The organism is Staphylococcus sp. GDY8P198P (genome assembly GCF_017891615.1).
Classification (GTDB): Bacteria; Bacillota; Bacilli; order Staphylococcales; family Staphylococcaceae; genus Staphylococcus; species Staphylococcus cohnii.
The window spans coordinates 41,951-65,097 of record NZ_JAESJQ010000012.1; the positions used below are offsets into that span (position 1 = coordinate 41,951).

Annotated in this window: 25 protein-coding genes; 9 read left to right on the forward strand and 16 right to left on the reverse strand. The window is 31.7% G+C overall.

Features of this window, described 5'->3' with window-relative positions; all coding sequences use genetic code 11:
• The first annotated feature begins 146 nt into the window (after positions 1 to 146).
• The gene (gene pbp4 / locus KA824_RS09470; protein WP_107385252.1) at positions 147 to 1,439 is read left to right on the forward strand and encodes a penicillin-binding protein PBP4; all 1,293 of its coding nucleotides are present in this window, start codon (positions 147 to 149) and stop codon (positions 1,437 to 1,439) included.
• 202 nt (positions 1,440 to 1,641) lie between these two features.
• Here the strand turns inward: pbp4 and tagD are convergent, their stop codons facing one another.
• The 4 genes from tagD to KA824_RS09490 form a co-directional block, all read right to left on the reverse strand.
• Positions 1,642 to 2,040, reverse strand: coding sequence for a glycerol-3-phosphate cytidylyltransferase (tagD, locus tag KA824_RS09475; RefSeq protein WP_019468395.1), 399 nt, complete (start codon positions 2,038 to 2,040; stop codon positions 1,642 to 1,644).
• Between the two features lie 91 nt (positions 2,041 to 2,131).
• A complete protein-coding gene (locus tag KA824_RS09480; RefSeq protein WP_107385251.1) occupies positions 2,132 to 3,190 on the reverse strand; it encodes a glycosyltransferase family 2 protein in 1,059 nt (352 codons plus the stop codon).
• Positions 3,187 to 4,278: a teichoic acid glycerol-phosphate primase TarB gene (tarB, locus tag KA824_RS09485; RefSeq protein ID WP_181187675.1), complete on the reverse strand. Its 1,092-nt coding sequence runs from the start codon at positions 4,276 to 4,278 to the stop codon at positions 3,187 to 3,189. The genes KA824_RS09480 and tarB overlap by 4 nt, the downstream gene beginning before the upstream one ends.
• 129 nt (positions 4,279 to 4,407) lie before the next feature.
• Positions 4,408 to 5,208 (reverse strand): ABC transporter permease, encoded by an 801-nt coding sequence (locus KA824_RS09490; RefSeq protein WP_107385249.1) that lies wholly within the window; start codon positions 5,206 to 5,208, stop codon positions 4,408 to 4,410.
• Positions 5,209 to 5,574: 366 nt separating this feature from the next.
• Between KA824_RS09490 and tagH the strand changes: the two genes are divergently transcribed.
• Complete coding sequence (gene tagH, locus KA824_RS09495) at positions 5,575 to 6,369, forward strand: teichoic acids export ABC transporter ATP-binding subunit TagH (protein WP_107384674.1); 795 nt, start codon at positions 5,575 to 5,577, stop codon at positions 6,367 to 6,369.
• A 160-nt stretch (positions 6,370 to 6,529) separates the two neighbouring features.
• Here the strand turns inward: tagH and tarA are convergent, their stop codons facing one another.
• Positions 6,530 to 7,276, reverse strand: a complete 747-nt coding sequence (gene tarA, locus KA824_RS09500) for an N-acetylglucosaminyldiphosphoundecaprenol N-acetyl-beta-D-mannosaminyltransferase TarA (protein ID WP_107384673.1) — start codon at positions 7,274 to 7,276, stop codon at positions 6,530 to 6,532.
• Between the two features lie 255 nt (positions 7,277 to 7,531).
• On the opposite strand from tarA, the gene KA824_RS09505 reads away from it, so the two are divergent.
• Positions 7,532 to 8,281, forward strand: coding sequence for a M50 family metallopeptidase (locus KA824_RS09505; RefSeq protein WP_181187674.1), 750 nt, complete (start codon positions 7,532 to 7,534; stop codon positions 8,279 to 8,281).
• Positions 8,282 to 8,454: 173 nt separating this feature from the next.
• Here the strand turns inward: KA824_RS09505 and KA824_RS09510 are convergent, their stop codons facing one another.
• A complete protein-coding gene (locus KA824_RS09510; RefSeq protein WP_181187673.1) occupies positions 8,455 to 9,099 on the reverse strand; it encodes a metal-dependent transcriptional regulator in 645 nt (214 codons plus the stop codon).
• 121 nt (positions 9,100 to 9,220) lie between these two features.
• On the opposite strand from KA824_RS09510, the gene KA824_RS09515 reads away from it, so the two are divergent.
• From KA824_RS09515 to mntC, 3 genes are read left to right on the forward strand one after another with little or no spacing between them, the layout of a single operon-like run.
• Positions 9,221 to 9,955 (forward strand): metal ABC transporter ATP-binding protein, encoded by a 735-nt coding sequence (locus tag KA824_RS09515; protein WP_107384670.1) that lies wholly within the window; start codon positions 9,221 to 9,223, stop codon positions 9,953 to 9,955.
• Positions 9,956 to 9,976: 21 nt separating this feature from the next.
• Positions 9,977 to 10,807, forward strand: coding sequence for a metal ABC transporter permease (locus KA824_RS09520; RefSeq protein ID WP_107385981.1), 831 nt, complete (start codon positions 9,977 to 9,979; stop codon positions 10,805 to 10,807).
• Positions 10,807 to 11,739: a manganese ABC transporter substrate-binding lipoprotein MntC gene (gene mntC, locus KA824_RS09525; protein WP_107385982.1), complete on the forward strand. Its 933-nt coding sequence runs from the start codon at positions 10,807 to 10,809 to the stop codon at positions 11,737 to 11,739. Before KA824_RS09520 ends, mntC begins: the two co-directional genes overlap by 1 nt.
• A 355-nt stretch (positions 11,740 to 12,094) precedes the next feature.
• Here the strand turns inward: mntC and KA824_RS09530 are convergent, their stop codons facing one another.
• From KA824_RS09530 to KA824_RS09570, 9 genes are all read right to left on the reverse strand, one after another.
• Positions 12,095 to 14,146 (reverse strand): cation:proton antiporter, encoded by a 2,052-nt coding sequence (locus tag KA824_RS09530; protein ID WP_107384667.1) that lies wholly within the window; start codon positions 14,144 to 14,146, stop codon positions 12,095 to 12,097.
• A 368-nt stretch (positions 14,147 to 14,514) separates the two neighbouring features.
• A complete protein-coding gene (locus KA824_RS09535) occupies positions 14,515 to 14,964 on the reverse strand; it encodes a Na+/H+ antiporter subunit G (protein WP_019468407.1) in 450 nt (149 codons plus the stop codon).
• Entirely contained in the window at positions 14,939 to 15,241 is a 303-nt protein-coding gene (mnhF2, locus tag KA824_RS09540) for a Na+/H+ antiporter Mnh2 subunit F (RefSeq protein ID WP_019468408.1), read from the reverse strand. Before mnhF2 ends, KA824_RS09535 begins: the two co-directional genes overlap by 26 nt.
• Positions 15,238 to 15,720: a Na+/H+ antiporter Mnh2 subunit E gene (mnhE2, locus tag KA824_RS09545; RefSeq protein WP_040029960.1), complete on the reverse strand. Its 483-nt coding sequence runs from the start codon at positions 15,718 to 15,720 to the stop codon at positions 15,238 to 15,240. The genes mnhF2 and mnhE2 overlap by 4 nt, the downstream gene beginning before the upstream one ends.
• Positions 15,720 to 17,222 (reverse strand): Na+/H+ antiporter Mnh2 subunit D, encoded by a 1,503-nt coding sequence (mnhD2, locus tag KA824_RS09550; protein ID WP_107386494.1) that lies wholly within the window; start codon positions 17,220 to 17,222, stop codon positions 15,720 to 15,722. Before mnhD2 ends, mnhE2 begins: the two co-directional genes overlap by 1 nt.
• On the reverse strand, positions 17,212 to 17,559 hold the full coding sequence (gene mnhC2 / locus KA824_RS09555) for a Na+/H+ antiporter Mnh2 subunit C (protein ID WP_019468411.1): 348 nt from the start codon (positions 17,557 to 17,559) through the stop codon (positions 17,212 to 17,214). The genes mnhD2 and mnhC2 overlap by 11 nt, the downstream gene beginning before the upstream one ends.
• Positions 17,556 to 17,981: a Na+/H+ antiporter Mnh2 subunit B gene (gene mnhB2 / locus KA824_RS09560; RefSeq protein ID WP_107384665.1), complete on the reverse strand. Its 426-nt coding sequence runs from the start codon at positions 17,979 to 17,981 to the stop codon at positions 17,556 to 17,558. The genes mnhC2 and mnhB2 overlap by 4 nt, the downstream gene beginning before the upstream one ends.
• The gene (locus KA824_RS09565) at positions 17,968 to 20,364 is read right to left on the reverse strand and encodes a DUF4040 family protein (RefSeq protein ID WP_181187672.1); all 2,397 of its coding nucleotides are present in this window, start codon (positions 20,362 to 20,364) and stop codon (positions 17,968 to 17,970) included. Before KA824_RS09565 ends, mnhB2 begins: the two co-directional genes overlap by 14 nt.
• 23 nt (positions 20,365 to 20,387) lie before the next feature.
• Positions 20,388 to 20,939 (reverse strand): tyrosine-type recombinase/integrase, encoded by a 552-nt coding sequence (locus KA824_RS09570; RefSeq protein WP_107386496.1) that lies wholly within the window; start codon positions 20,937 to 20,939, stop codon positions 20,388 to 20,390.
• Between the two features lie 146 nt (positions 20,940 to 21,085).
• On the opposite strand from KA824_RS09570, the gene sroA reads away from it, so the two are divergent.
• Positions 21,086 to 21,292: a sigS mRNA-stabilizing protein SroA gene (gene sroA, locus KA824_RS09575; protein ID WP_019468415.1), complete on the forward strand. Its 207-nt coding sequence runs from the start codon at positions 21,086 to 21,088 to the stop codon at positions 21,290 to 21,292.
• A 14-nt stretch (positions 21,293 to 21,306) separates the two neighbouring features.
• Positions 21,307 to 21,525, forward strand: coding sequence for a DUF2922 domain-containing protein (locus KA824_RS09580; protein WP_019468416.1), 219 nt, complete (start codon positions 21,307 to 21,309; stop codon positions 21,523 to 21,525).
• A gap of 194 nt (positions 21,526 to 21,719) precedes the next feature.
• Here the strand turns inward: KA824_RS09580 and KA824_RS09585 are convergent, their stop codons facing one another.
• A complete protein-coding gene (locus KA824_RS09585) occupies positions 21,720 to 21,968 on the reverse strand; it encodes a hypothetical protein (RefSeq protein ID WP_107384662.1) in 249 nt (82 codons plus the stop codon).
• A 249-nt stretch (positions 21,969 to 22,217) separates the two neighbouring features.
• Here KA824_RS09585 and KA824_RS09590 point away from each other — a divergent pair, with 249 nt between their 5' ends.
• A complete protein-coding gene (locus KA824_RS09590; RefSeq protein ID WP_181187671.1) occupies positions 22,218 to 23,147 on the forward strand; it encodes a DMT family transporter in 930 nt (309 codons plus the stop codon).

Here is a 23,147-nt window from a genome sequence, read left to right on the forward strand (position 1 = left end):
AACTTATTTTATCATGTTTTACACAATAATTTTTAATTAATTAGTTATTAAAAATATTCTTCTGTGTAACATTTTATAAACTACATACAATATGCTAAAATACTTCTATTGCAATAAAACAGAACATGTTAAGAGGGAATGTAATTATGAGAAAGTTAATTCTGGCAATTGTAACTGTACTCTTCGTCGGTTCAATTATAACACCTTTTGCCAAAGCTGAAACAGTAACACCTACACAGGCGGCAAATCAATATGGTTATAACGTTACTGATAATTATCAACCTGAAGGTGCAGTAAATATCGCTCAAACTGGTCAAATTCTTTATCAATATAATGCTGATAAAGAGTGGTATCCTGCTTCGATGAGTAAATTAATGACCATGTATTTAACACTCGAAGCAGTTAATAACGGGGATTTATCTTTAGATGATAAAGTTAAAATCACAGACAAACACTACAGAATGTCTACTTTACCTGAATTAAGTAATACCAAGCTTTATCCTGGAGAAACATACACGATTAAAGAGTTACTCCAAATCACAGTTTCAAATTCAAGCAATGCCGCAGCACTTATACTTGGACAAGAAGTATCCGGAAACCTGTCAGATTTTACAGATGCAATGAACAAAAAAGCAAAATCAATAGGTATGAAAGATACACATTTTGTTAATCCAACAGGCGCGGAAAACAAACAATTAAAAGACTTCGCACCTAAAAAATATAAAAATGAAGAAAATAATACATCAACAGCTAAAGATTTTACAATTTTAGCTCAACGTACCATTCAAGATACACCGAAAATTATTTATTTCACTAAACAATTAGCTCCAACCCAACACGGTGTTACATATTATACATTCAATCATTCTTTAGAAGGTGCGGATATGAGCTTAGAAGGTACTGATGGTTTGAAAACTGGTTCTAGTGATATTGCAGATTACAATCATACTATCACTACAAAAAGAGGTAACTTTAGAATTAATCAGACAATTATGGGTGCCGGTAACTATGACAACTTAGGCGGCGAAAAACAACGTAATATGATGGGAAATGCCTTAATGAACATGTCTTTTGATCAATTTAAATACCAAAAAATTATTTCTAAAGGCAATCACGAAATTAATGGGAAAACATATTATGTAGAAAAAGACTTATACGATGTGCTTCCAAAAGATTTTGATAAAAATGATTATAAATATGTAATCGAGGATGGTAAATTACATATTGAGTATGACCGTAAATTCATTTCTGAAAAATACGGTCCTCCAACAGTTAATGTAAGTAAACCAATCCTACATCAAACTACTACAGTTGTGAAAACGACGTGGGATGAACATCCAATTCTCACTTTATTAGGAACGATTTTAATCATAGCTGCAATCGCAATTATTATTTATCTTATTATCGAAACTTTCAAAAATAGAAAAAATCATAAATAAAGTACCCGAATATCAGTACCAAAATTCAGTCCCGAAAAGATGCTTTAACTTAGCAATCTTCTCGGGGCTTTTACTCTGTTGATAATTCGATGACTAAACAAATTGAGGCTGGGACATTATAAAGTCCCAGCCTCGCTTAATATATTTACTAAACATATGATTTATTAAAATTACAATTCATTATCGACAAATCATTGTCAATTTATTTTTCTGCATCACCATAAAGTTCTTTTTTGATTTTAGTAGTGGAAATGCCTTCTGTACGGTTAAGGTAAATCACTTCACATTTATCTTTCAAGAAGTCAAATTCACCTTCCCAGTCATGCCCCATTACAAAAGTATCGATTTCATAACGATCAACGTCGATCTCTTTTTGTCCCCATCCACTTTCAGGGATTACAAGATCAACATAACGAATAGACTCTAACATCATTTTTCGTTGTTCATAATTGTAATAAGACTTTTTATTTTTAATGCGATTAAATTCATCTGTAGATAATGCAACTACTAAATAATCGCCCATTTCTCTAGCTCTTCTTAATAATTCAATGTGACCATAATGTAATAAATCATACGTTCCATAAGTAATAACACGTTTCATACGCTCATACTCCTTAACAAAATTTAATTAAAATTTACATTTTTTAAAAGTATAGCACACTGATTTAAAGTTTACGAACTATACCCAAAATTCATTTTTTTAGTATTTGTTTTAATTTCAACTTGCCCCTGAATTTTACACGTTTCGGTAACACTTCAATTTGAAAACGGTAATAGTTCGGTCTACCAATGCCAACATTAAGTAATGCTTCTTGCCATTTTTTATATAATGATTTATTCCAGTTCTTACCACATTGTTCAACAACCTTAATTATTCTAAACATTGCCTCTCCTGCATAATCTGCTTCCTGCATATTATGCATATAAGTCGTTACAACATCTAAAAATGAGTCTGTAAGTTTTTTATTATTTGTGAGATATGCTTGAAGCAAATAACTGACAATGAGCTCATCCATACGATAACTATAATAAATCCTTTCTTCTCTTAACAACAATGTATCCATCACTCTATGTCTTACTTTAATCGCATCACTCATGTAATTTACAAATCGATCTGCCCTTTGAGCTGTGACTGACCCTTTTTCTTCATGATAACCATACACAATAAATGGTAATAATTGTACATCCCGCGCTTTCTTATACGCTTTTATCATAAATGTATGTTCTTCGCAAAACACTACATCTTCATCAAATCGTAAGTCTTTGAATGTGGCACTGAATAACTTACCTCCAGGTCCGATAGACTGCATCATTTCAGGACATTGTGCTAAATTTACTTTATCAAATTTTTGTATTGGCTGATGCGTATAAAAACTTTGCCATGTGCCATTATTTAACCTACCAATTTGTCCTAATACAATATCTACATGTTCATCCTGTTGAAAGTAATCGGCCATAGCATCTATACTATTAGGCAAAAACACATCATCTGCATCTAAAAACATAAAAGCATCACCTGTGACGTAGGCCAATGCATTATTTCTACTCATCGCTGCACCTTGATTTTCCTGATTAATAATCCGAATGTTTTTGTATGCTTTTTGTAATCTTTCTAAAACTTGTTTACTCTCATCTGTTGAACCATCATTGATACAAATAATTTCATAATCTTGCTTTGTATCTACAGAACTTATCGCTCTTTGAATTGTATTTGCTGCATTATAAACGGGTATGATAATTGATATTTTCATGTTTTCACCATTTTCTCTATATGATTTATAACCTGATTCAAACTATTTTGATCATTATAGTCATGCCAATTTTTAAATAACGGCTTTAATTCACTTGCATGTGCTTGAAGTATATGAACGATGCCTTCTTCACTATATGCTTTATAAAGTTCTGGAATTTCATAATAATATGAATTTAGCCCCCGTACTTTTTCATAATTTGCTTCATCGTAGACATAAAATAGCGTTGGCTTATTTAATAAACTTGCCTCTATTGCTAATGAACTGTAATCTGTGATAATAACGTCCGCCATAATCATTAGTGATTGTAGATTTATATGATTTTGCTTATCTTGAGGTAAAGACGGATGCAATTTACTAATCAATGTATATGAAGGCAACGCTGTTTCAAAACGCACTTTATCAATAACTTGATTGGCTTGATGATGTTCGCGGTACGTTGGTACATAAAGTGCTAATTTATCCTTGATACCATATTGTGATTTTAATGCTTGTTGCTTTTGTTTGATGTCTAAATTCGTATATGGAACAAGCCGTGGCAATCCAGTTCTTAAAAACTGATTATCGCGTGCGCCAAATGAGACTTTAAAGCAATCCACCATTGGCTCGCCCCCCACTAAATATTTATCAGTAGCCTGATAAACTTTTTTATATTGCTTCACCATTTTTTTATTATTTAAATCTACTTGGTGGTCAGTAAGTCCAAAATTTTTCAAAGCGCCAACAGCGTGCCAGGTTTGAATCATTGTCTGTTGTGATTTCTTTTTGAAACCACCAAATAATAAATAATATGTATCTATCACTATGATTTTTGCTGTACTCATCGCCTTTATATGTTTGAAGACTTGTTTATTGCCTGCAGGTATAAATGTCACATTGTCTAATCGTTCAACATGTTTTCTATTTATTTCCTTAGCAATCACTGTCACTTTATAAGATTTTCGATTTAATGCTTCAATAATTGGAATTACATCTTCAACAAATGTCATCATGACCACAATATGCTGTGGATCTATTTTTTTCTTTACATATATCAAATTTAAAAAGCTAATGATTGTCATATAAAGCTTTTTTATTAACTGTCTCAAATTTCCACCGCCGGTTATTATTTATTCTCTTTTATTATAGCTATTTTATATTTAAAATTATAGAAAAATCCTTTAACGACATTTAAGCCATCAAAGGATTTAATATAACACGTTTTTGTCTAAATTCCATTACATAAAGTCTGCAAAATGATCTCTATAACGCATATGCAAAATTGATCCTATAACAAATAAAAATACGATGATAAAGAAATTATAGAATGTTAATTCCCAATGTGTAATAAAATACCATTCATTGTATAGAACAGATGCACGATACGCCTCAGCAAGATAATATATTGGATTTAGTTGCATAACATCTTTAACGATACCTTCTGGCGGTACGATTAAAATAGATGAAGCAAAGAATACCATTCTCATTAATGCTTGTATTGCTGGTTGTGTATCTTTTACTAGTACACCTAACGTAGAGGTAAACAGCGCTACTGTTGTAGTGAAAATTAGTGCAAACGGCACATATAAAAATAATTGTAATGTATAGATTGATGGATAATATCCGCCTAGCATACATAATAAAATAACAGCAACTAATAGTGCGATATGCCCATAGAACCTACTCATCACTATATATGATGGTATAATTGATAATGGGAAATTCATCTTAGCGACATGATTATATTTACTTGCGATGGATTTCGTACCTTCTAAAATACCTTGGTTCACAAAGAACCACATACTAATACCAACGAGTAACCAATAAATAAATGGCACACCTTCGATTGGATTATTAGTTCTAATTCCAAGACCGAATACAAACCAATAAACCATAATTTGCATTGCTGGATTAATTAATTCCCAGGCCATACCGAGGTAATTATTGGTGTTAGTAATTTTAACTTGGAACTGTGCTAACCTTTGAATTAGATAGAAATTTTTAAAATGCTCTTTTAAGACTACCCACACTGCACTCATTTAAATAAACCACACTTTCAATCAATTTGCTAATCATAATTATGCTATAAAAAAGACTTCATTCAAATCTAATATACGCTTTGTTATTAATCTTAACAACCTATATTTAATTAAGTAAATTAAATATTTTATGTGGTGAAAGCGGATGTGCTTACACATATGATTGTTGTATAATAGAAAAACAACTATGCTAAAATGACTTCATTTTAGTTGATTTTTTAACTTAAATTCAGTAAACTTTAACAATTGTATAAGAACGTTATCTTAAAATTTGTACTCACTTACTTTACAATAGGTTAATAAATTTAACAACTAATATATAATATAATATACTATATACTATCTGCAAATAAGGAAGGTAAAATTATGAATGTATCGGTTAACATTGAACATGTAACTAAAGAATACCGTATCTATCGCAATAATAAAGAGCGTTTAAAGGATGCTTTAGTCCCTTTTAATAAAAATAAAACCTTTTATGCGCTGAATGATTTATCACTAACTGCATACGAAGGTGATGTTATAGGTCTCGTAGGCATCAATGGGTCAGGCAAATCTACGCTTAGTAATATTATTGGTGGATCCCTATCTCCTACTGCTGGAGATGTTGATCGCCACGGTGAAGTTAGCGTAATTGCAATTAATGCTGGTTTAAATGGACAGTTAACAGGTATTGAAAACATAGAATTCAAAATGTTATGCATGGGATTCACAAGAAAACAAATTAAAGAATTAACACCTGATATTATTGAATTCAGTGAATTAGGAGAATTCATTTATCAACCTGTTAAAAAATATTCTAGTGGTATGCGTGCCAAGTTAGGTTTCTCAATTAATATCACGACAAATCCAGACATTCTTGTCATAGATGAAGCATTATCTGTTGGAGACCAAACTTTTGCTCAAAAATGTTTAGATAAAATTTATGAGTATAAAAAGCAAGGTAAAACCATCTTCTTCGTTAGTCATAATATGAAACAAGTGCGTGAATTTTGCACTAAAATCGCATGGATAGAAGCTGGGAAATTAAAAGAATTTGGAGAATTAGACGAAGTCCTACCTGAATATGAAAAATTTCTGAATGGTTTTAAAAAATATTCCAAAGAGGAACAAAAAGCATTTAGAAATAAATTAGATAATTCAAGATTTGAAGTTAAATAATGTTATTACGTATTAAATGTAATAGATAACGACTGTCCAATTGCATAGCAATTTTAATGGACTGATAATCATCTCGTTAAACTAGTAATTGTAAAACATATCAAGCTCATTTTAGTAAAAAAACCGGCTATAGCTCAAACGACGCTATAACCGTTTTTTATTATTGCTTGGTTTTTTGCTTAATCACTTTAAATACAAATTTCGGTATTGCTTTCATTCTGCCAAACCGCTTCCAATCAATGATAAAACGATAAACCCATTCTATATTTAATTTGCGAAATATTTTTGGTGCTCTTTTTTTCGTTCCACTAAAAACTTCAATAGATCCACCGACACCCATCAGTAACGTCTGTTTAAAATGATTATCATGACGTTCAATCCATTGTTCCTGCTTTGGATAACCCATACCAACGAAAACATAATCTGGATTAAATGAACTAACGTGTTTCAATACTGTTTCATCTTCTAAGTTAAAATAGCCATGATGATAATCAAAATTAATATTGGGGTATTTTTCACTTAATTGACTTACAGCTTTCACTACAACCTCGTCTTTTGCACCTAATAAAAAAACTTTTTGATAATTAGCATTAGCAATCTTTAAACATGCTTCCATTAATTCTATACCTGGTACACGCTCTTTCAATGGTTTTTTAAGCAATTTTGAAGCCATAACTACACCTGTACCATCTGGAATTACATAGTTTGCACTGTTGATCAACTTACGATAAATTGCATTTTCGGTAGCAAAATCAACAATTTCAGGATTAGCAGTTACAATAAATAAATTTTTGTCAGTTTCTGATTCAAAAAAAAGTTTTACGCGGTCACGCATTTCTGTCAGTGTTACATTATCAAATAAAACAGATAATACGTTTACCTTTTCTAATTGATTAGCTCTTGTCATGATTGGTTATCTCCTAACTCAACTCTTTTTCTCGATACGCTATAATATTTTTCTTGTAATATGAATACAGTCACTCTCGCATATATTACAATATCCATAAAACCTAGGTCAAACAGTGTTAAGCGATAATATACGACAAAAGTCCAAATGCTTTATGGGTGTTCTTACTTTATACTGTTATATGTGAGATGCTGTTTTACCAATACCGTATCTCGTAAAACATCAAATAATCGTATTATACAAATGAGGTATTTCATGTCTAAACTACATGCATTTTTCAGCTCGTCTATTCAATTACATCTTTACTGGATTATTTTGGTTGCCATAATCTATATCATTATACATACTTATCGAAATAAATCCATAAACCAACTTTTAGATATCTATTTCAATTATATTCCTGTATTAACACATGAGTTCGGCCATATATTATTTAATAAATTAAGCGGAGGCAAAGCAAGAGACTTAGTGATTGTCGCAAGACCATCAGAACGTCTAGCAACATCTCAACAAGGCTTCGCCATAACACAATCAAAAAATGGCCTCGGGCAGTCCATCACCACATTTGGTGGCTACGTTATGCCCCCACTTATGTTATATATAGGTTTTCTATCAACGCAATATCAATATCCAAGTTTATTTATCACTGCCTACCTATTAATATTTATATATTTTGTATGCTTAACTTCTAGAAAGTTGTTACCAATGTTCATCGTAATACTTTTGGTTTTTTTATTATATTGCTTATTTAAAAGTGAAAACCAATTGACGATACTTTATGTTGTAACTATCACACAACATTTTATATTAGGTGTTTTACTAGGAGAAGTACTTCAATCTTCTTGGACAATATTCAAATTAACTATCTCGACAGATGAAATCACTTGGGATGGTAGTACTTTAAAAACATTGACTCATATTCCAACTTTTATCTATAGCTTTATTTGGATAGCCATCAATTTATTTACAGTTTATCAATTATTCCGAGTGTATTTTATCCCTTAGACCGCTTCAAAAAAAGCGAAATCTAATTTTTATTTAGATTTCGCTTTTTCGTTTCAACTAAATTGTTAACTTTTAAATATGATTGCAATGCCACGCTTTTTCACATACTTTAAACAAATAATTTTACTAGATCAGTCTAAATATCAACTTAAAAAATGCTAGTATTCAATTTATTATTTTTCCGCATAAATATGTTTAGCATTGTCATAACTCAGTACAGTCACTTTTTCTTCTTTCTGCACCATCATCACTTTATTCGTATCATCTTTATCTAATATTTTTATTTGTTCACCAATCAATATGGATTTACTCGTTAAATAAACTAATAATTCCGTTCTATCTCGCACACGTTTTATCGTCACTAGATCACCCGCTTCAAACGACAATAAATCTGTAGTATATATCTCTTTGTATTTACTGTCTCTAGGGATAACACCACCGTGTGGACAGGTTACTGGATAATCTAATAATTTATCTAACCGTTCAACAAATAAGTGTGAAACTTTATGTTCTAGTACCTCAGCTTCCTGATGTACCTCTTCCCAATTATATTCTAATATCTTAATTAAAAATAACTCTAATAATCGATGTCTTTTTATGATATCTAAGGTATATGTCAATCCTTCTTCTGATAGCTGCACACCTTTATATGGCTTCGTTTCTACAAATCCTGATTTCTCTAAACGATTCACCATTTCACTTACAGATGGTGGTTTGATATTTAAATACTGGGATAATGTCTTGTTTGAAACGAAAGAATGATCGCCATTATGGGTTAAAATTGCCTTTAAATAATCTTCTTTTTCTTCAGTTAGCATGGTTTCACCTCTCAAGTCATTCACTTTATTGTATCACGAATCTACTTGACACGCTAAAAGTTAATGTTATATTATAAATTAAATTAGGTTAGCCTAAAATTTAATTTAAGGAGGTAGAAAAATGTTAGAAATTAATAACTTAAATCTCACTTTGGGGAATAAACATGTCTTAGATAATATCAATTTAGAAATTCCCATAAAAGGTGAAATTATAGGTATTATGGGACCCAATGGAGCTGGTAAATCTTCCTTACTCAAATCAATTATTGGTGAATTCAAGTCAACAGGCATTGCTAACTTACATAACATTGCTATACAACAAACACTTAAAAATGTTACATATATCCCACAAAAAGCGCATATTGACTTAGACTTCCCAATTAAGGTAGAAGATGTTGTACTTTCGGGTGCTTACAAAGATATTGGTTGGTTTAGGTTTGTTACCCCTAAAACGCGAGCTAGACTTAATCAGCTGCTAACAACATTAGAATTGCAAGATTTAAGAAATCGACAAATTTCTGCGCTCAGTGGTGGTCAATTACAAAGGGTTTTAGTAGCGAGAGCACTCATGACAGAAAGTACGCTCTATCTTTTAGACGAACCCTTTGTAGGTATCGATTTCCACAGTGAACAAATCATAATGTCTCAATTAAACGAGCTTAAAAAAGCCGGGAAATTACTTTTAATTGTTCATCATGATTTATCTAAAGCAGAAAAGTATTTTAATCGTGTTATTCTTTTAAACAAAACAATTCGTTTCTTTGGAGAAAGTCATGTTGCTATGCAACCAGAGCATTTAAACGAAACTTTCTTAAATCCCACACAAGAAGATCAAGAAAAGTCAGAATCGGCATAAATAGAAAGGAAGTAACACGATATGGAATTTTTTCAACACCTATTTGAATACAAATTTTTAAGCAATGCATTGATTATTTCAATTATTGTAGGAATCGTTTGTGGTACAGTAGGTTGCCTCATTGTACTAAGAGGTCTTTCCCTTATGGGAGATGCAATGAGTCATGCAGTTTTACCTGGTGTTGCGTTATCGTTTTTATTCGGCGTTCCTATGTTTATTGGAGCGTTAGTGACAGGTATGATTGCAAGCATCTTTATCGGATTCATTACTAAAAGTAGCAAGACCAAGCCTGATGCAGCTATAGGTATTAGTTTTACAGCATTTTTAGCTACCGGGGTCATTTTAATTAGTTTAATTAATAGTACCACCGACCTATATCATATTCTTTTTGGAAATCTATTAGCAGTTACACACGCTACTTTTTGGTCCACTGTCATAGTTGGTTTGATTGTTATGGTTTTAATCATAACTTTCTATAGACCATTAATGATTTCTACATTCGATCCAATTTTCAGTAGAATGAGTGGTTTAAACACTACATTCTTACACTATTTTGTTATGTTATTGCTCTCACTCGTTACAGTAGCAAGCATACAAACAGTAGGTATTATATTAGTTGTTGCATTATTGATTACGCCTGCTTCAGCTGCATTTTTAATCGCTAAAAAACTACATACGATGATGATCATTTCCAGTCTTATTAGTGTTATAAGTTCAATCGTCGGAATGTACTTTAGTTACATTTATAATATTCCAAGTGGTGCAACTATCGTCTTATGTGCGTTTATCATTTATATCATTATTTTCACTTGTAATAAAATGCAATTTTTCTCAAAAAAAGGAGCAATTTAATGAAAAAATTATTAACAATTACAATGATTCTTATATTATTTTTAAGTGCATGTGGCAAAGGAAACAACGATTCTACTTCGCAATCCAATGAAAAAATAAAGGTAGTAACAACAAACTCAATCCTTTATGACATGGTCAAAAACGTTGGTGGCGATAACGTAGAAATTCATAGCATCGTTCCAATCGGTCAAGATCCACATGAATATGAAGTAAAACCAAAAGATATTAAGGCATTAACTGATGCTGACGTTGTATTCTATAACGGTCTAAACTTAGAAACAGGTAACGGTTGGTTTGAAAACGCATTATCACAAGCTAATAAGTCATATGAAGATGGCTCTGTTGTTAAAGTTTCAAAAAATGTTAAACCTTTATACTTAAACGGGGCTAAAGAAGGCGATGAATCAAAACAAGATCCTCATGCTTGGTTAAGTTTAGATAATGGTATTAAGTATGTAGAAGAAATAAGCAAAGCCTTGATTAAGAAGAATGACAAATATAAAGATGATATCCAAAGCAATACCAAAGATTACATAGCTAAATTAGAAGATTTGAAAAAAGAAAGTCACGATAAATTTAATGATATACCGAAAGAACAACGTGCGATGATAACAAGTGAAGGTGCTTTTAAATATTTCTCAAAACAGTTTGATATTAAACCTGGTTACATTTGGGAAATCAATACTGAGAAACAAGGTACACCTGAACAAATGAAACAAGCTGTAAAATTTGTACAAGACAATAACCTTAAACATTTACTTGTAGAAACGAGTGTGGATAAGAAAAGTATGCAAAGTCTAAGTGAAGAAACAAACTTAGATATTTATGGAGAGGTTTATACCGATTCTATAGGTAAGAAAGGTTCTAAAGGAGATTCATATTTTAATATGATGCAAGAAAATATCAATACTGTTCACGGAAGTATGGAATAAAATAAGGCTATTTAACCTACATTGTAGGTGAGTAGCCCCATACCGTACGTTTCCCTCCTAATGACGTACGGTATGGTGGTATTCAAGCCTTAAATCATCTATCTCCCTTAACTCCATCAATGGTTGGCTCCTCCCCCCATTGATGGAGATTTTTTTAGTCTTACTTTTCAGCTTTGCTCAGGCGTTCCCCCTTTATACTTTTCAGCTCTGCTGAATTAGTAGGATTGATGCACAACTAAAATCATAATAAAAAAAGACTAATCCACCAAAATGGATTAGTCCTAATTTTTTAAAAGAAGTTGCATCTCACAACTTCTTTCATCTGAGCATGAAGTAAAGTTGCCAACCATTTACTTTAATCTGTTAAACTATCAACGATAATCATCTCATCATAATTAATCGCTTCACGTAATTTTAGCGCAGTAACTTCACTAATTTCTTCGTCTTCAGTAAGTTGATTCAGAACACGACGCTGTTCTCTAAGTGCACCCAATTTAATTTTAGTGATAGAAGTTTCACTTTTTGGATTAAAGAAATTAGAAGGCGTTAAGTTTTCAATTCTCATTAAATAACTATCACAAATCATGCCTACTTCTAATTTATTTTCTTCAGTCGTTTCTTTACCTAAACGACTAACTACACGATAATGCACGGTCCTCATAACATTAGAAATTTCTCTCAAGTTTTCAATCACTGATAACGAGGATGCTGCATTCGTTCTCACTTTTGTTTTAATTCTACTTTTTAAAATAAATGTTTTTAATTCCACTTTAATACGTTGAATTAGAGAAGATTGTTTATAAACCTGAGTACGTTCCGCATAGCGCATATAGTTATCTAAGATATTTGTTGTTATATCACCATTAGATACCAAACTATTCAACGTATTATTTTCAACATCAAAAGCGATTTTTTGTAACCGTTCTAACTCTTTGGTATTTTCATCTTCGTTCTCAACGGTTTTAAGAAATGCTAATTTATCATGATATTCTTTAATAACATTACCATATAGATAACTAGATTCTTCAGAAGATAATTTATTTAAGTGTTCTATAACATTTTCTAAAATATATACCCTTGCTTTTTTAAAGCTCATACCGTGTTGTTTTGGTTGAACCGCATTAGGTGTCACAATAGGTAGCACAAATTGTGCAATAATTAAACTTATAATGACCATACCGGATGCGATAAATAATAAGTCATCTCTAAATACAAACGAATGATGATCTGCCAACATATAAGGTAATGTTAAGGCAATCGCTAAAGAAATTGTCCCATGTACACCACACAACGTCATAATGAAAGCATACATACCACGTTTCGGTGGTTTCTCAGTGACTTTCGTATTGTCTTCATAATTCGTAAGTATTTTTTGGAATGGACTGATTGGTAAATAAAAATAAGGATATAAAACAAAAACCCATAAAAATCTAAATAAATATATTGCTAAAGCAATTAAAACTGTAACTACAATTAGAAAAATAAAATTATGGGGTTCATTTTCTATAATTCGACCAACAAGTTCTGGAACTAAAAATCCTAAAATAGAAAAAACAAAACCATTTAATGCATAGCCCAATATATTCCAGGTATGGTTATAACTCATTTGTAATCTAGTACGTGCTTGTGCAATTCGGTCGCGTTCAAAACCATGTACCAAACCTGCTACTACAGCTGCAATAATACCTGAAGAATGAAACATTTCAGCAACGAGATATGTAATAAAAGGCGTCACAAGCTGTATAAATGTAAACATATTTATATTTTCTATACCTCTTCTGGAAAGTGATACTCTAAACCTAACGAGTGCTACGCCAATAATTAAACCGACAATAAATCCACCAATTGAGGATACTAAAAATTGTTCAACTGCATTCACCATTGAAAAGCCACCCGTAATCAATGCAGCTACAGCAATTTTAAAAGATATGATACCAGCAGCATCATTTAATAATGATTCACCCTCTAAAATTGTCATAGAGCCTTTGGGTAGTACTTTACCATTCGTAATTGCTTGAACAGCAACAGCATCAGTTGGACATAAGATTGCAGCTAGCGCAAACGCGGCAGCTAATGGAAGCTCAGGCCAAATCCAATGTACAAATAAGCCAACTACGATTACAGTAGTTACTACAAGACCTAATGCCATCATTAAAACCGGTTTGATATAACGCCTTAAATGCACACGAGAGACTTTTACACCTTCAACAAATAATAGCGGTGCTATCAATGCAACCATAAATAATTCCGAATCAAAATGGAACTCGACGGGAACTGGTGTAATATACAGTAACATACCGAGGATAATTTGAATAAAAGCTAAAGGAATTTTAGGTAATAGTATATGCACTAAAGAACTTGCGATTACTACCGCTAAAAATATAAGTATCGTTTCGAATATTTGCATGGTTTCACCTCTTTTCAACATTTAAACTTTCATAATTGTTGAGGTTGAAACAAAAATACAATCGTTTATTTATGAACATATTGTGTCTCAAACTCTTACATATCTTTGTTTATACGAACAATGATGTTTACCTGATATGTATTTTTTTACATTAACACAATTACAAATATATATAATTTTATCATTTTTTTAGTAGCCACTAAAATGTATTGCACTTCAACCATGATAAAATTTTGTTATTTCACAAACATCAATACTAACAAAACATTTATAACGTTATATATAAATAGCGGATTAGAGATCAAACTTAATTTTGATTTCTAACCCGCCTAGTCTAATATATAATCTACAAGTAGGTTGTATTTAAATTAATACTTATCTTGTTCTTTTTCATTAATTTTATGTCTACGCTCTTCACGTATTTGAGCACGTTTTTTCAATTGTTCAAATGTGTCATTTTCCGAAGCGCTTAATAAGATACTTGTTTGTTTAGGTGCATCACTTTTCCTATACATATAAGCGCCTGTTCGGTATGCTGCTCTAGATATTAAGTGCCCACCTACTGGAGAAGTCAAATTGATAAATACCAATGCTAAAATCATCCTAACACTTAAATAACCTTGTGAAGAAATGAAATAAATGACAACACCTACCAGCGTTAACAATACCGATAATGTAGAACTTTTCGTAGAGGCATGACTTCTTAAAAATACGTCTTGGAACTTAATAAGACCAATTGCACTAATCAAAGCTATAATACTGCCCAAGAACATCATAAACGCTGCAATTAAATTAACGATTTCGCTTGTTATTTGCATTAAAGACATGCCCCCCCTCTATAAATCTTGAAATAGAAACGGTGCTTACAAAGGAAATGATCGCAATCAACAAGATAGAATCTAAGAAAGAAAAAGTACCAAAAACAATACTTAACACACCAACCGTTGACATTAATATGGCACTAGCAGTATCAAATGCAACCACCCTATCAGCCGTCGTTGGTCCTTTTACTAACCTAAACAACGTTAAAATAAGTGCGATACCAAACAAAATAATTGAACTTGTTATAAAGAAATTTATCAGTGATTCGATCATTCTGCCACCTCCAATATGAGACCTTCATATTGTCTAATACTTTTAAGCAGTTTCTGTTTTTCTTTTTCAGAGATATCAATTGCATGTATAAAAATCTTTTTTCTTTCCTTTGAAATTCTAATAACTGTGGAACCAGGTGTAATTATAATTAGAATCGTTAAAAATGAAACTTCCCAATCTGTTTCTAAAGTCGTTTCATATCTAACTAAACCAGGATTTAAATCTTTCGTTTTAAATAAAATGTAGTTGATTGTGGTCATACTTGATGTAATTAACTGATATAAGTATACCGTTAAAAATTTAAATGCTACCCAAACTTTTTTTAAATAAAATTGTTGGCCAAAAAAACGATGTAGTATATAAATAACTACTAAACCAATTAGATAACCTGAGAAGAAGGTAGAAGCTTTAAATGATTCTTCATCTTGAAATAGCACCCATAAAAATGCAATGACCATATTAAGTAAGACTTGTCTCATTATTTCTCCTCCTTCACTAAATGAGGATTGACCATTTTTTCATATAATCCATCATCCATATTTAAATGGGTAGCATTATCAGTTACTTTGAAAATCAATGGTGCCGCTAGTCCCATACCGATAATTGCTGCTACAAGAATGCCGATTAAGCCTTTACGATATCTAGGAATTGGTTTGAAGTCTATATGTTCACCTTTATCAGAATTACCTAAATACATTGTGAAGAAAATTCTAAACAAGCTAAACATACCAATTAGACTAGTTAAAATCATCAAAGTTAAACCAATATAATTACCATTTTCAACAGCACCTTTAAAAATAAACACTTTTCCAGGGAAACCACTAAATGGTGGCACACCACCAATTGCTAAAATCATTACCACAAATGCTACACCAAAGAATGGTTCTCTTTTAGCTAAACCATATAAATTTTTATATTGTCGATAACCAGTAATATATACTAAGCTACCAATGATAAAGAATAGCAATGTTTTCACAACAATATCATTTGTCAGATAAAAAATAGCACCATTGACACCTGAAATTGTATTTGATCCTAGACCTAAAATTATAAAACCAATAGAAAGAATAACTTGATATGCTGCTATTTTTTTAATATCTCGATAAGCTAAGACGCCAAATGCACCAATTAACATTGTTATACAAGATAAGACAACCAATAGTGGATGTGTAATACCACTATAATTATCAAATAACAGTGTGAAGAAACGAATCAAGGCATAAGCGCCTACTTTTGTCATTAATGCTGCAAATAATGCTGCTAACTCAGTGTTTAAAACAGCATATGCTTTCGGAAGCCACATGAATAATACAAGCGCAGCTTTGGCACCAAATGCAATTAAAAACACCATTGAAATAATTACTACTGAACTTTCTCCTTGCATCTCAGTTAGTCTTTGCGCTACTAAAGCAAAGTTTAAGGTACCAGTAAGTTTGTATAATAAACCGATGCCTAATAATAACAACCAAGAACCTAAAATATTAAGTACAACGTAAATAATAGCTGCACGTAACTGTTCAACTGATTGTCCTAACGTAATTAACACAAACGACGCAAGCAACATTACCTCAAACATGACATATATATTAAATAAATCTGCAGTTAAAAACGAACCAATAACGCCTACTGTTAAAAACAGAATAAAACTCGGTAAGTAATAACGAATTGCTCTTTTTTCTCTGCTACCAAAACCATATGCCATAATTAACGTAACGACAAAACTCGATGTCGTGACCATGAGTAAACTCAATGAATCACCAACAAATTGAATTCCATAAGGTGCTTTCCAGCCACCAAAATCTAAAGCGATTGGCTTATGTTGCATAACATAAATCAATAACAATAAAGATATGATTGTCGTAATAGACATTGTGCCAATTGAAAAAATTCTTGATAATCTGCTATGTGTACGGATAAATACCAGTACAAGCGCACAAATTGCTGGCAGAAGTAATGGCAGAATTAACAAATTACTCATCATTATCGTCATCACCTCTTAACACATCAATTTCATCTTCTTTAGTAACTCGATATGTTCTATATACGAGCACAAGTAAAAACGCGGTCATGGCAAAACCTATCACAATAGCAGTCAATACAATAGCTTGCAACAATGGATCTACGAAATTTTTACTACCTTCACCAATAAGTGGTTCTACCATATTCTTACCATAGCGACCCATGCTCATGATAATTAAATTTCCTGCGTGTGTATAAATTGAAATACCTATGACGATACGGATTAAATTGACTGATAATATCATATACGTTCCTATAAATATTAAGAAGCCAATCACCATTAACAATATCAAATTCATGAGCGACCACCACTTATTGATAGCATAACTGTTACTACAACGCCTACGACCGCTAAAACAATGCCAGCTTCAAAAAGCGTAACAGTTGTTAAATGTACTTCACCTAATATCGGTAATTGAACGTATGCATCTGTTTGGTAAAGGAACGGTTTACCGAAGAACATTGGTATGACAGCAGTAGCAAATGATACTAAAGATCCGGTGATCATTAATATTCTAAAATCAAGTGGTAAAGCGACTAATACTTGTTTAACGTCGAAGGCCAAGAACATAAGTAAAAATGCAGAACTGAATACAAGTCCACCGATAAATCCACCGCCAGGATTATTATGTCCTGCTAAAAATAAGTAGAACCCGAATGTTAACAATATAAATACAACAATTTTAGTAATTGTTCGTAAGACTACATCATTCTCTTTCATCTTGACCCCTCCGTTCTTTAAAGTTAAGTAATGTATAGATACCCAAACCAGCGATGATTAATACCATACCTTCAAATAAGGTATCCATAGCACGAAAATCACCAAGAATAGCATTTACAATATTTTTACCGCCTGCAAGTTTATATGCATCGTGATAAAAAGTTGAAATCGTTGGCATAGTTTGACCCTGTTGAGCAATGAAAACAAGTGTAACTACAGTAATCGCCATCATTAATGAAACAATAATCTTAACAGCTTCTCGTTTCTTATGAACTTTTGAACGTGGTACGTTTGGTAAGCGTGAAAAACTTACAATAAACAATATTGTAGTTATTGTTTCTACCACTAATTGCGTCAGCGCTAAGTCTGGTGCTTTCATTAAAATGAAGAATATCGTTACACAATAACCAATAATACCGTTTAATATTACCATAGTTAAACGTTGACGAATAAACGTTAAAGCAATACCTAGAATAAATACAACAATTAACGTGATGATTTCTAATGGGCCAAATTCACTGACATGTATCTGTTTAACGTCGGGAAATCCAGCTTGGATGATCCCATAAACAACTACTATGATGAAAACCGCTAACGTTAATATAATATAATGATTCAAACGGTTATTCATCAATGTACGAATACTATAACCTGAATAATTTTCAAACTGTTTATATGAGTCTAAATAAACATCTGTTATAGATTTGACTCTAATTTTTTCGGATTGTTTTTTCCAATCAATTTTAAGCGCTGCTATAAAACCTACAACAATCACAATGAAACTTAACAACAGCGGTAAATTAAATCCATGCCATTGTGATATATGCGGTGCAATATTATCTACTTTTTCTCCAATTGTGATACTTCGTAATGCCGGTAAAATAATATGATGTCCAAATATATTTGGCACAAAAAACACAATAGGCAACAAAATCATCATAATTGCAGAAGGTAGTGTAAATAAAAATGGTTCATGAGGACTTTGTACTGGTGAATCATTATGTTTAAAGTATCCCCAGAAAACTTCCTTAATCATGTAAACTGCATAAATAAGCGTGAAAATACTAGCAACAACACCTATCACTGCAATAGTGATTGTTAAAATGATATTAAATTGAGGTAATTGGTATGAACTTACCAAACCATCAAAAAACATTTCTTTACTTAAGAAACCATTAAGAAATGGGATACCAGCCATAGATAAAGCTGAAAGTAACATAACTACATGTGTGATTGGCAGTACTTTTCTTAATCCAGACAATTTACGTATATCCCTCGTACCTGTTTCATGATCAATGATACCAACGCCCATAAACAAAGCACCTTTAAATAACGCATGATTCATCAAATGGAAAAGACCTGCGAAGAGAATAAGGCTGTAAACTTTAGATAGTTCACCAGTAGTATGTTGTGCAAAGCCTCCACCGAGACCGACCATAGAAACAATCATACCTAGTTGACTGATTGTAGAATAAGCTAAGATACCTTTTAAATCATATTGTCGAGTGGCATTAACCGCCCCAAAAATCATTGTTATCAATCCAACAAAAGTGACACAATAAATATAAAAATCACTTAGCCCTAAAACAGGCGTAAATCTAAATAGTAAAAATATACCTGCTTTTACCATTGTGGCAGAGTGTAAATAAGCACTCACGGGTGTCGGTGCTTCCATGGCTTTTGGTAACCAAATATGGAAAGGAAATTGCGCTGATTTAGTAAATGCACCTAAAAGCAACAAGATAATAATTGGTATAAACAACTGACTATCAGCTATTTTGTCACTTTGCGCAATGATCGATGTAATAGAATTTGTACCCGTAACAATATAAATCATGATAAAACCTGTTAATAGTGCAAGACCACCAAAAACTGTGATCATAAACGATTGGATAGCACCAAATTGACTTGCACCTTTACTGTACCAGTAAGCAATAAGTAAGAAAGATGATACACTCGTCAATTCCCAGAATACATACATCAAAATTGTATTATTTGCTGTAACAATACCAAGCATACTGAACATAAATAACAATAAGTATATATAAAAACGCGGTAAATGATCATGTTCTTTTGATAAGTATTGTGTAGCATAATAAAACACCGCTAGTCCAATGAGCGATATTAACAAACTAAAAAATAAACTTAATCCATCTAGTCTAAAATCTATATTTATATCCAATAATGTGAGCCAAGGGATTTTAATTGATACAAATTGCCCCTTCATTACTTGTGGCAATTGCCATAGAAAGTAAACAGAAGAAATGATTGGAGCGATTAAAGCGATTGGCCCAGCAAATTTATGAAATTTTCGTTTCGTCATTGTGAGCAAAAGTACCATCATAATTAAAATGATCGCACTCAGTAAATAAACTAAACTCATCCTATACCCCCTTTAACTATAATTTACAAATTTAAAGCTATCGTTGTTTTGCTAGATTTTGTAGAAATACCTATAAACTTCATTGTTTCAAAGGTTGTTTGATGTCCTAAGTACTTTTGAATAATCGATATTGAAATACCTGATTGATAAGCATGATAGGCAAATGTTTTACGCAACGTCGTCAAACCAATATGTAACATTCCTAAATCTTCTGCAGCAAGATGAATAATGCGATAAGCTTGCTGTCGCGATAGACCTTTTAATGTCCTATTAGACTGAAATAACAACTCATCATTCTTCAATTGTTGTTCTGATATATATGTCATTAATTCATTTCTCAAAGTTTCTGGTAATCTAATCTGAATTTTAGGTGCATGCGTCTCTATCCAATAGTGTTTTATATCATCGTCCTCTATTTTCACATCACTTACATTTAAATTTAATAATGAGGAAAGCTTCACACCAGTATGTATAGCAAACTTAAACAACAGATAATCACGCATGGATTTGGCTTTTAAAACCTCATACATCGCTTTTATCTCATTAGTATTCCTAATAGGGTCTACTTGATTCATAAATTCACCTCTGAATTAATTAATGTTGCATATTTAATGATATATCATGTTTTTGTCACATGAAAGTATTTTGTCTAATTTTTTCAAATTTTTTTGACCCATTTGAAATTTAATAACGATATATATAGTGAAAGGAGGTTAAGCAAATGAACCAAATCAGTCACTTAGCCGTCACTATGTCACGAATAACATATGACAAAGATGGAAAAGCTACACAATTTAAACGTCACTTTGCAAATCTGAATACCCAAGCAACAACTGATCAAATTAAAAGTTTCAAATCTATCATCGAACAAATCACTGGAGAAAAATTTGAAACAGTGGAAATCATTAAAACTGAAACAGTTAATTAAGGAGGTTAAATATTATGAGTCAAACTTTAGAACTTATATTCAATGATGCTGTTAACAAAGACATTAAATTACAATTACCCAAAATAGAGCACTTCATCAATGAAAGTACAGTAAAAGACGGAATGAACAAATTAGTTGCTCTAGATATCTTACGTCCTAAGGCGGGGATTCCTACTACAGTGCGTGCAGCACAAATCATAGATAAATCTACAAAATTAATTTTTGAAAGTTAAATCAATAAAATTTTAAACACATATATCATTTTTCTAGTGTATTTGTATAGTCACCGAAAGCTGAAGTAAACAAATTATATAAACAATCGTAGCAGCCTGATGCACTTAAGCATTAGGCTGCTACCTTGTTTTAAATAAAAAAAGTGACAAAACAACGAATCAAATTGCATTCGCTTTTTATCACATATACGATATTATTTATGATATTTTTTGTTTCTAATCGGTCTTAATCTAACTGTATCACCGAAAAAAATCTTACTTTTTCCTAATTTTTTACACATTGCATATTGTCCAAAAACTTCTGTCACTTGAGCAAGATTTTTATATGATTTCCTAGGATTTAATACTTCAATAAATTGTTCTTTTTGAATTCCTTCATTACTTCCTGCACCTATAAAAAAAGTTTCTTCATCTAATAAGCGTACGATTGAAAGTTGTTTCAATGTAAATTGTCACCACTTCTATATATTTTTAAACCACCAAAAATTCATCTTACTAATTTTTATAGGTCTTGATTTTCAATTTAAATCTAATAATTTCCCTTTAATTATAACATCAACATAATTATTTTATTATATTTCATTAGTTGTGTACATTATTTTATACTTTCCTCTTTTATAAATAGAAACGAGCATAGGAAAATCCACTCCTTTCCTATATAATATAATTATCTCTGAAGAAAGCGTGATTTAATGATTTTTTTATATTTAGTAGGAATTGTTGCTGGGATGGTTGTTCCTTTTCAAACTTCGATAAATTCAAGATTAAGTCTTTATACGAAGTCTTCATTCTATGCATCTACAATTTCTTTTGCTACTGGAACTACCTTTTTAATCTTAATCAATTTAATTACCAATCCACATGTTTTTACTACTGATTTCTATAGTAATCAATCATTGAGTTACCTATGGTTTGTCGGCGGTATATTAGGTGTTATTTTTCTTACGGGGAATTTATTATTACTGCCGAGATTAGGTGCATCTTTAACCGTCGTAATGACAGTTGCTGGCCAAATTATTATGGGCGTTACAATTGATACTTTTGGTTGGTTTGGCGCGGATGTAGAGCCTTTTACTATGTTTAAAGTATTGGGTATTCTCTTTTTAATGCTTGGCATTATACTTATGAATTATGTACGTAGCAATCCCAAAGATAAAAACATGAATGCTCAAGTATATATTTGGTTGATCATCGGTTTTGTATTCGGCTTTTGTCCACCAATACAAACTGCGATTAATAGCGCATTAGGACAACAGTTACATTCATCAATTTTAGCGTCTTTAATTTCATTTACGATTGGTACCATAGCATTATTCATTCTAACTTTAATCTTCAGTAGAACACTTAAGATGAAGGCTTATGATCAGCAAAAAGGCAAATTAAAACCAATTTATTTCATTGGTGGCATACTTGGAGTGATTTTTGTCACTACAAATATTATATTGATGCCACACCTAGGTGCTGCTTTAACTACAATTATTGTGATGTTAGGTCAGATGTTAATGGGCATAATTATTGATCACTTTGGATTATTAGGTACTTATGTTAATAAAATTACGAAGCGAAAAATCGTTGGTATCGTCGCTATGATGATTGGCATCGTACTTTTAAGATTGTTTTAA

Coding starts and splice junctions, on each gene's coding strand:
- mnhC2 (WP_019468411.1), bottom strand. CDS start 17,559: ATGAATTTGATATTGTTAATGGTGATTGGCTTCTTAATATTTATAGGA.
- mnhD2 (WP_107386494.1), bottom strand. CDS start 17,222: ATGATGAGTAATTTGTTAATTCTGCCATTACTTCTGCCAGCAATTTGT.
- tarA (WP_107384673.1), bottom strand. CDS start 7,276: ATGACAAGAGCTAATCAATTAGAAAAGGTAAACGTATTATCTGTTTTA.
- mnhB2 (WP_107384665.1), bottom strand. CDS start 17,981: ATGAAAGAGAATGATGTAGTCTTACGAACAATTACTAAAATTGTTGTA.
- KA824_RS09580 (WP_019468416.1), top strand. CDS start 21,307: ATGAGTCAAACTTTAGAACTTATATTCAATGATGCTGTTAACAAAGAC.
- pbp4 (WP_107385252.1), top strand. CDS start 147: ATGAGAAAGTTAATTCTGGCAATTGTAACTGTACTCTTCGTCGGTTCA.
- KA824_RS09530 (WP_107384667.1), bottom strand. CDS start 14,146: ATGCAAATATTCGAAACGATACTTATATTTTTAGCGGTAGTAATCGCA.
- sroA (WP_019468415.1), top strand. CDS start 21,086: ATGAACCAAATCAGTCACTTAGCCGTCACTATGTCACGAATAACATAT.
- KA824_RS09490 (WP_107385249.1), bottom strand. CDS start 5,208: ATGAGTGCAGTGTGGGTAGTCTTAAAAGAGCATTTTAAAAATTTCTAT.
- KA824_RS09590 (WP_181187671.1), top strand. CDS start 22,218: ATGATTTTTTTATATTTAGTAGGAATTGTTGCTGGGATGGTTGTTCCT.
- KA824_RS09570 (WP_107386496.1), bottom strand. CDS start 20,939: ATGAATCAAGTAGACCCTATTAGGAATACTAATGAGATAAAAGCGATG.
- mnhF2 (WP_019468408.1), bottom strand. CDS start 15,241: ATGATCGAATCACTGATAAATTTCTTTATAACAAGTTCAATTATTTTG.
- mnhE2 (WP_040029960.1), bottom strand. CDS start 15,720: ATGAGACAAGTCTTACTTAATATGGTCATTGCATTTTTATGGGTGCTA.
- mntC (WP_107385982.1), top strand. CDS start 10,807: ATGAAAAAATTATTAACAATTACAATGATTCTTATATTATTTTTAAGT.
- tagH (WP_107384674.1), top strand. CDS start 5,575: ATGAATGTATCGGTTAACATTGAACATGTAACTAAAGAATACCGTATC.
- KA824_RS09480 (WP_107385251.1), bottom strand. CDS start 3,190: ATGAAAATATCAATTATCATACCCGTTTATAATGCAGCAAATACAATT.
- tagD (WP_019468395.1), bottom strand. CDS start 2,040: ATGAAACGTGTTATTACTTATGGAACGTATGATTTATTACATTATGGT.
- KA824_RS09535 (WP_019468407.1), bottom strand. CDS start 14,964: ATGCAAATAACAAGCGAAATCGTTAATTTAATTGCAGCGTTTATGATG.
- KA824_RS09565 (WP_181187672.1), bottom strand. CDS start 20,364: ATGAGTTTAGTTTATTTACTGAGTGCGATCATTTTAATTATGATGGTA.
- KA824_RS09505 (WP_181187674.1), top strand. CDS start 7,532: ATGTCTAAACTACATGCATTTTTCAGCTCGTCTATTCAATTACATCTT.
- KA824_RS09510 (WP_181187673.1), bottom strand. CDS start 9,099: ATGCTAACTGAAGAAAAAGAAGATTATTTAAAGGCAATTTTAACCCAT.
- KA824_RS09520 (WP_107385981.1), top strand. CDS start 9,977: ATGGAATTTTTTCAACACCTATTTGAATACAAATTTTTAAGCAATGCA.
- KA824_RS09515 (WP_107384670.1), top strand. CDS start 9,221: ATGTTAGAAATTAATAACTTAAATCTCACTTTGGGGAATAAACATGTC.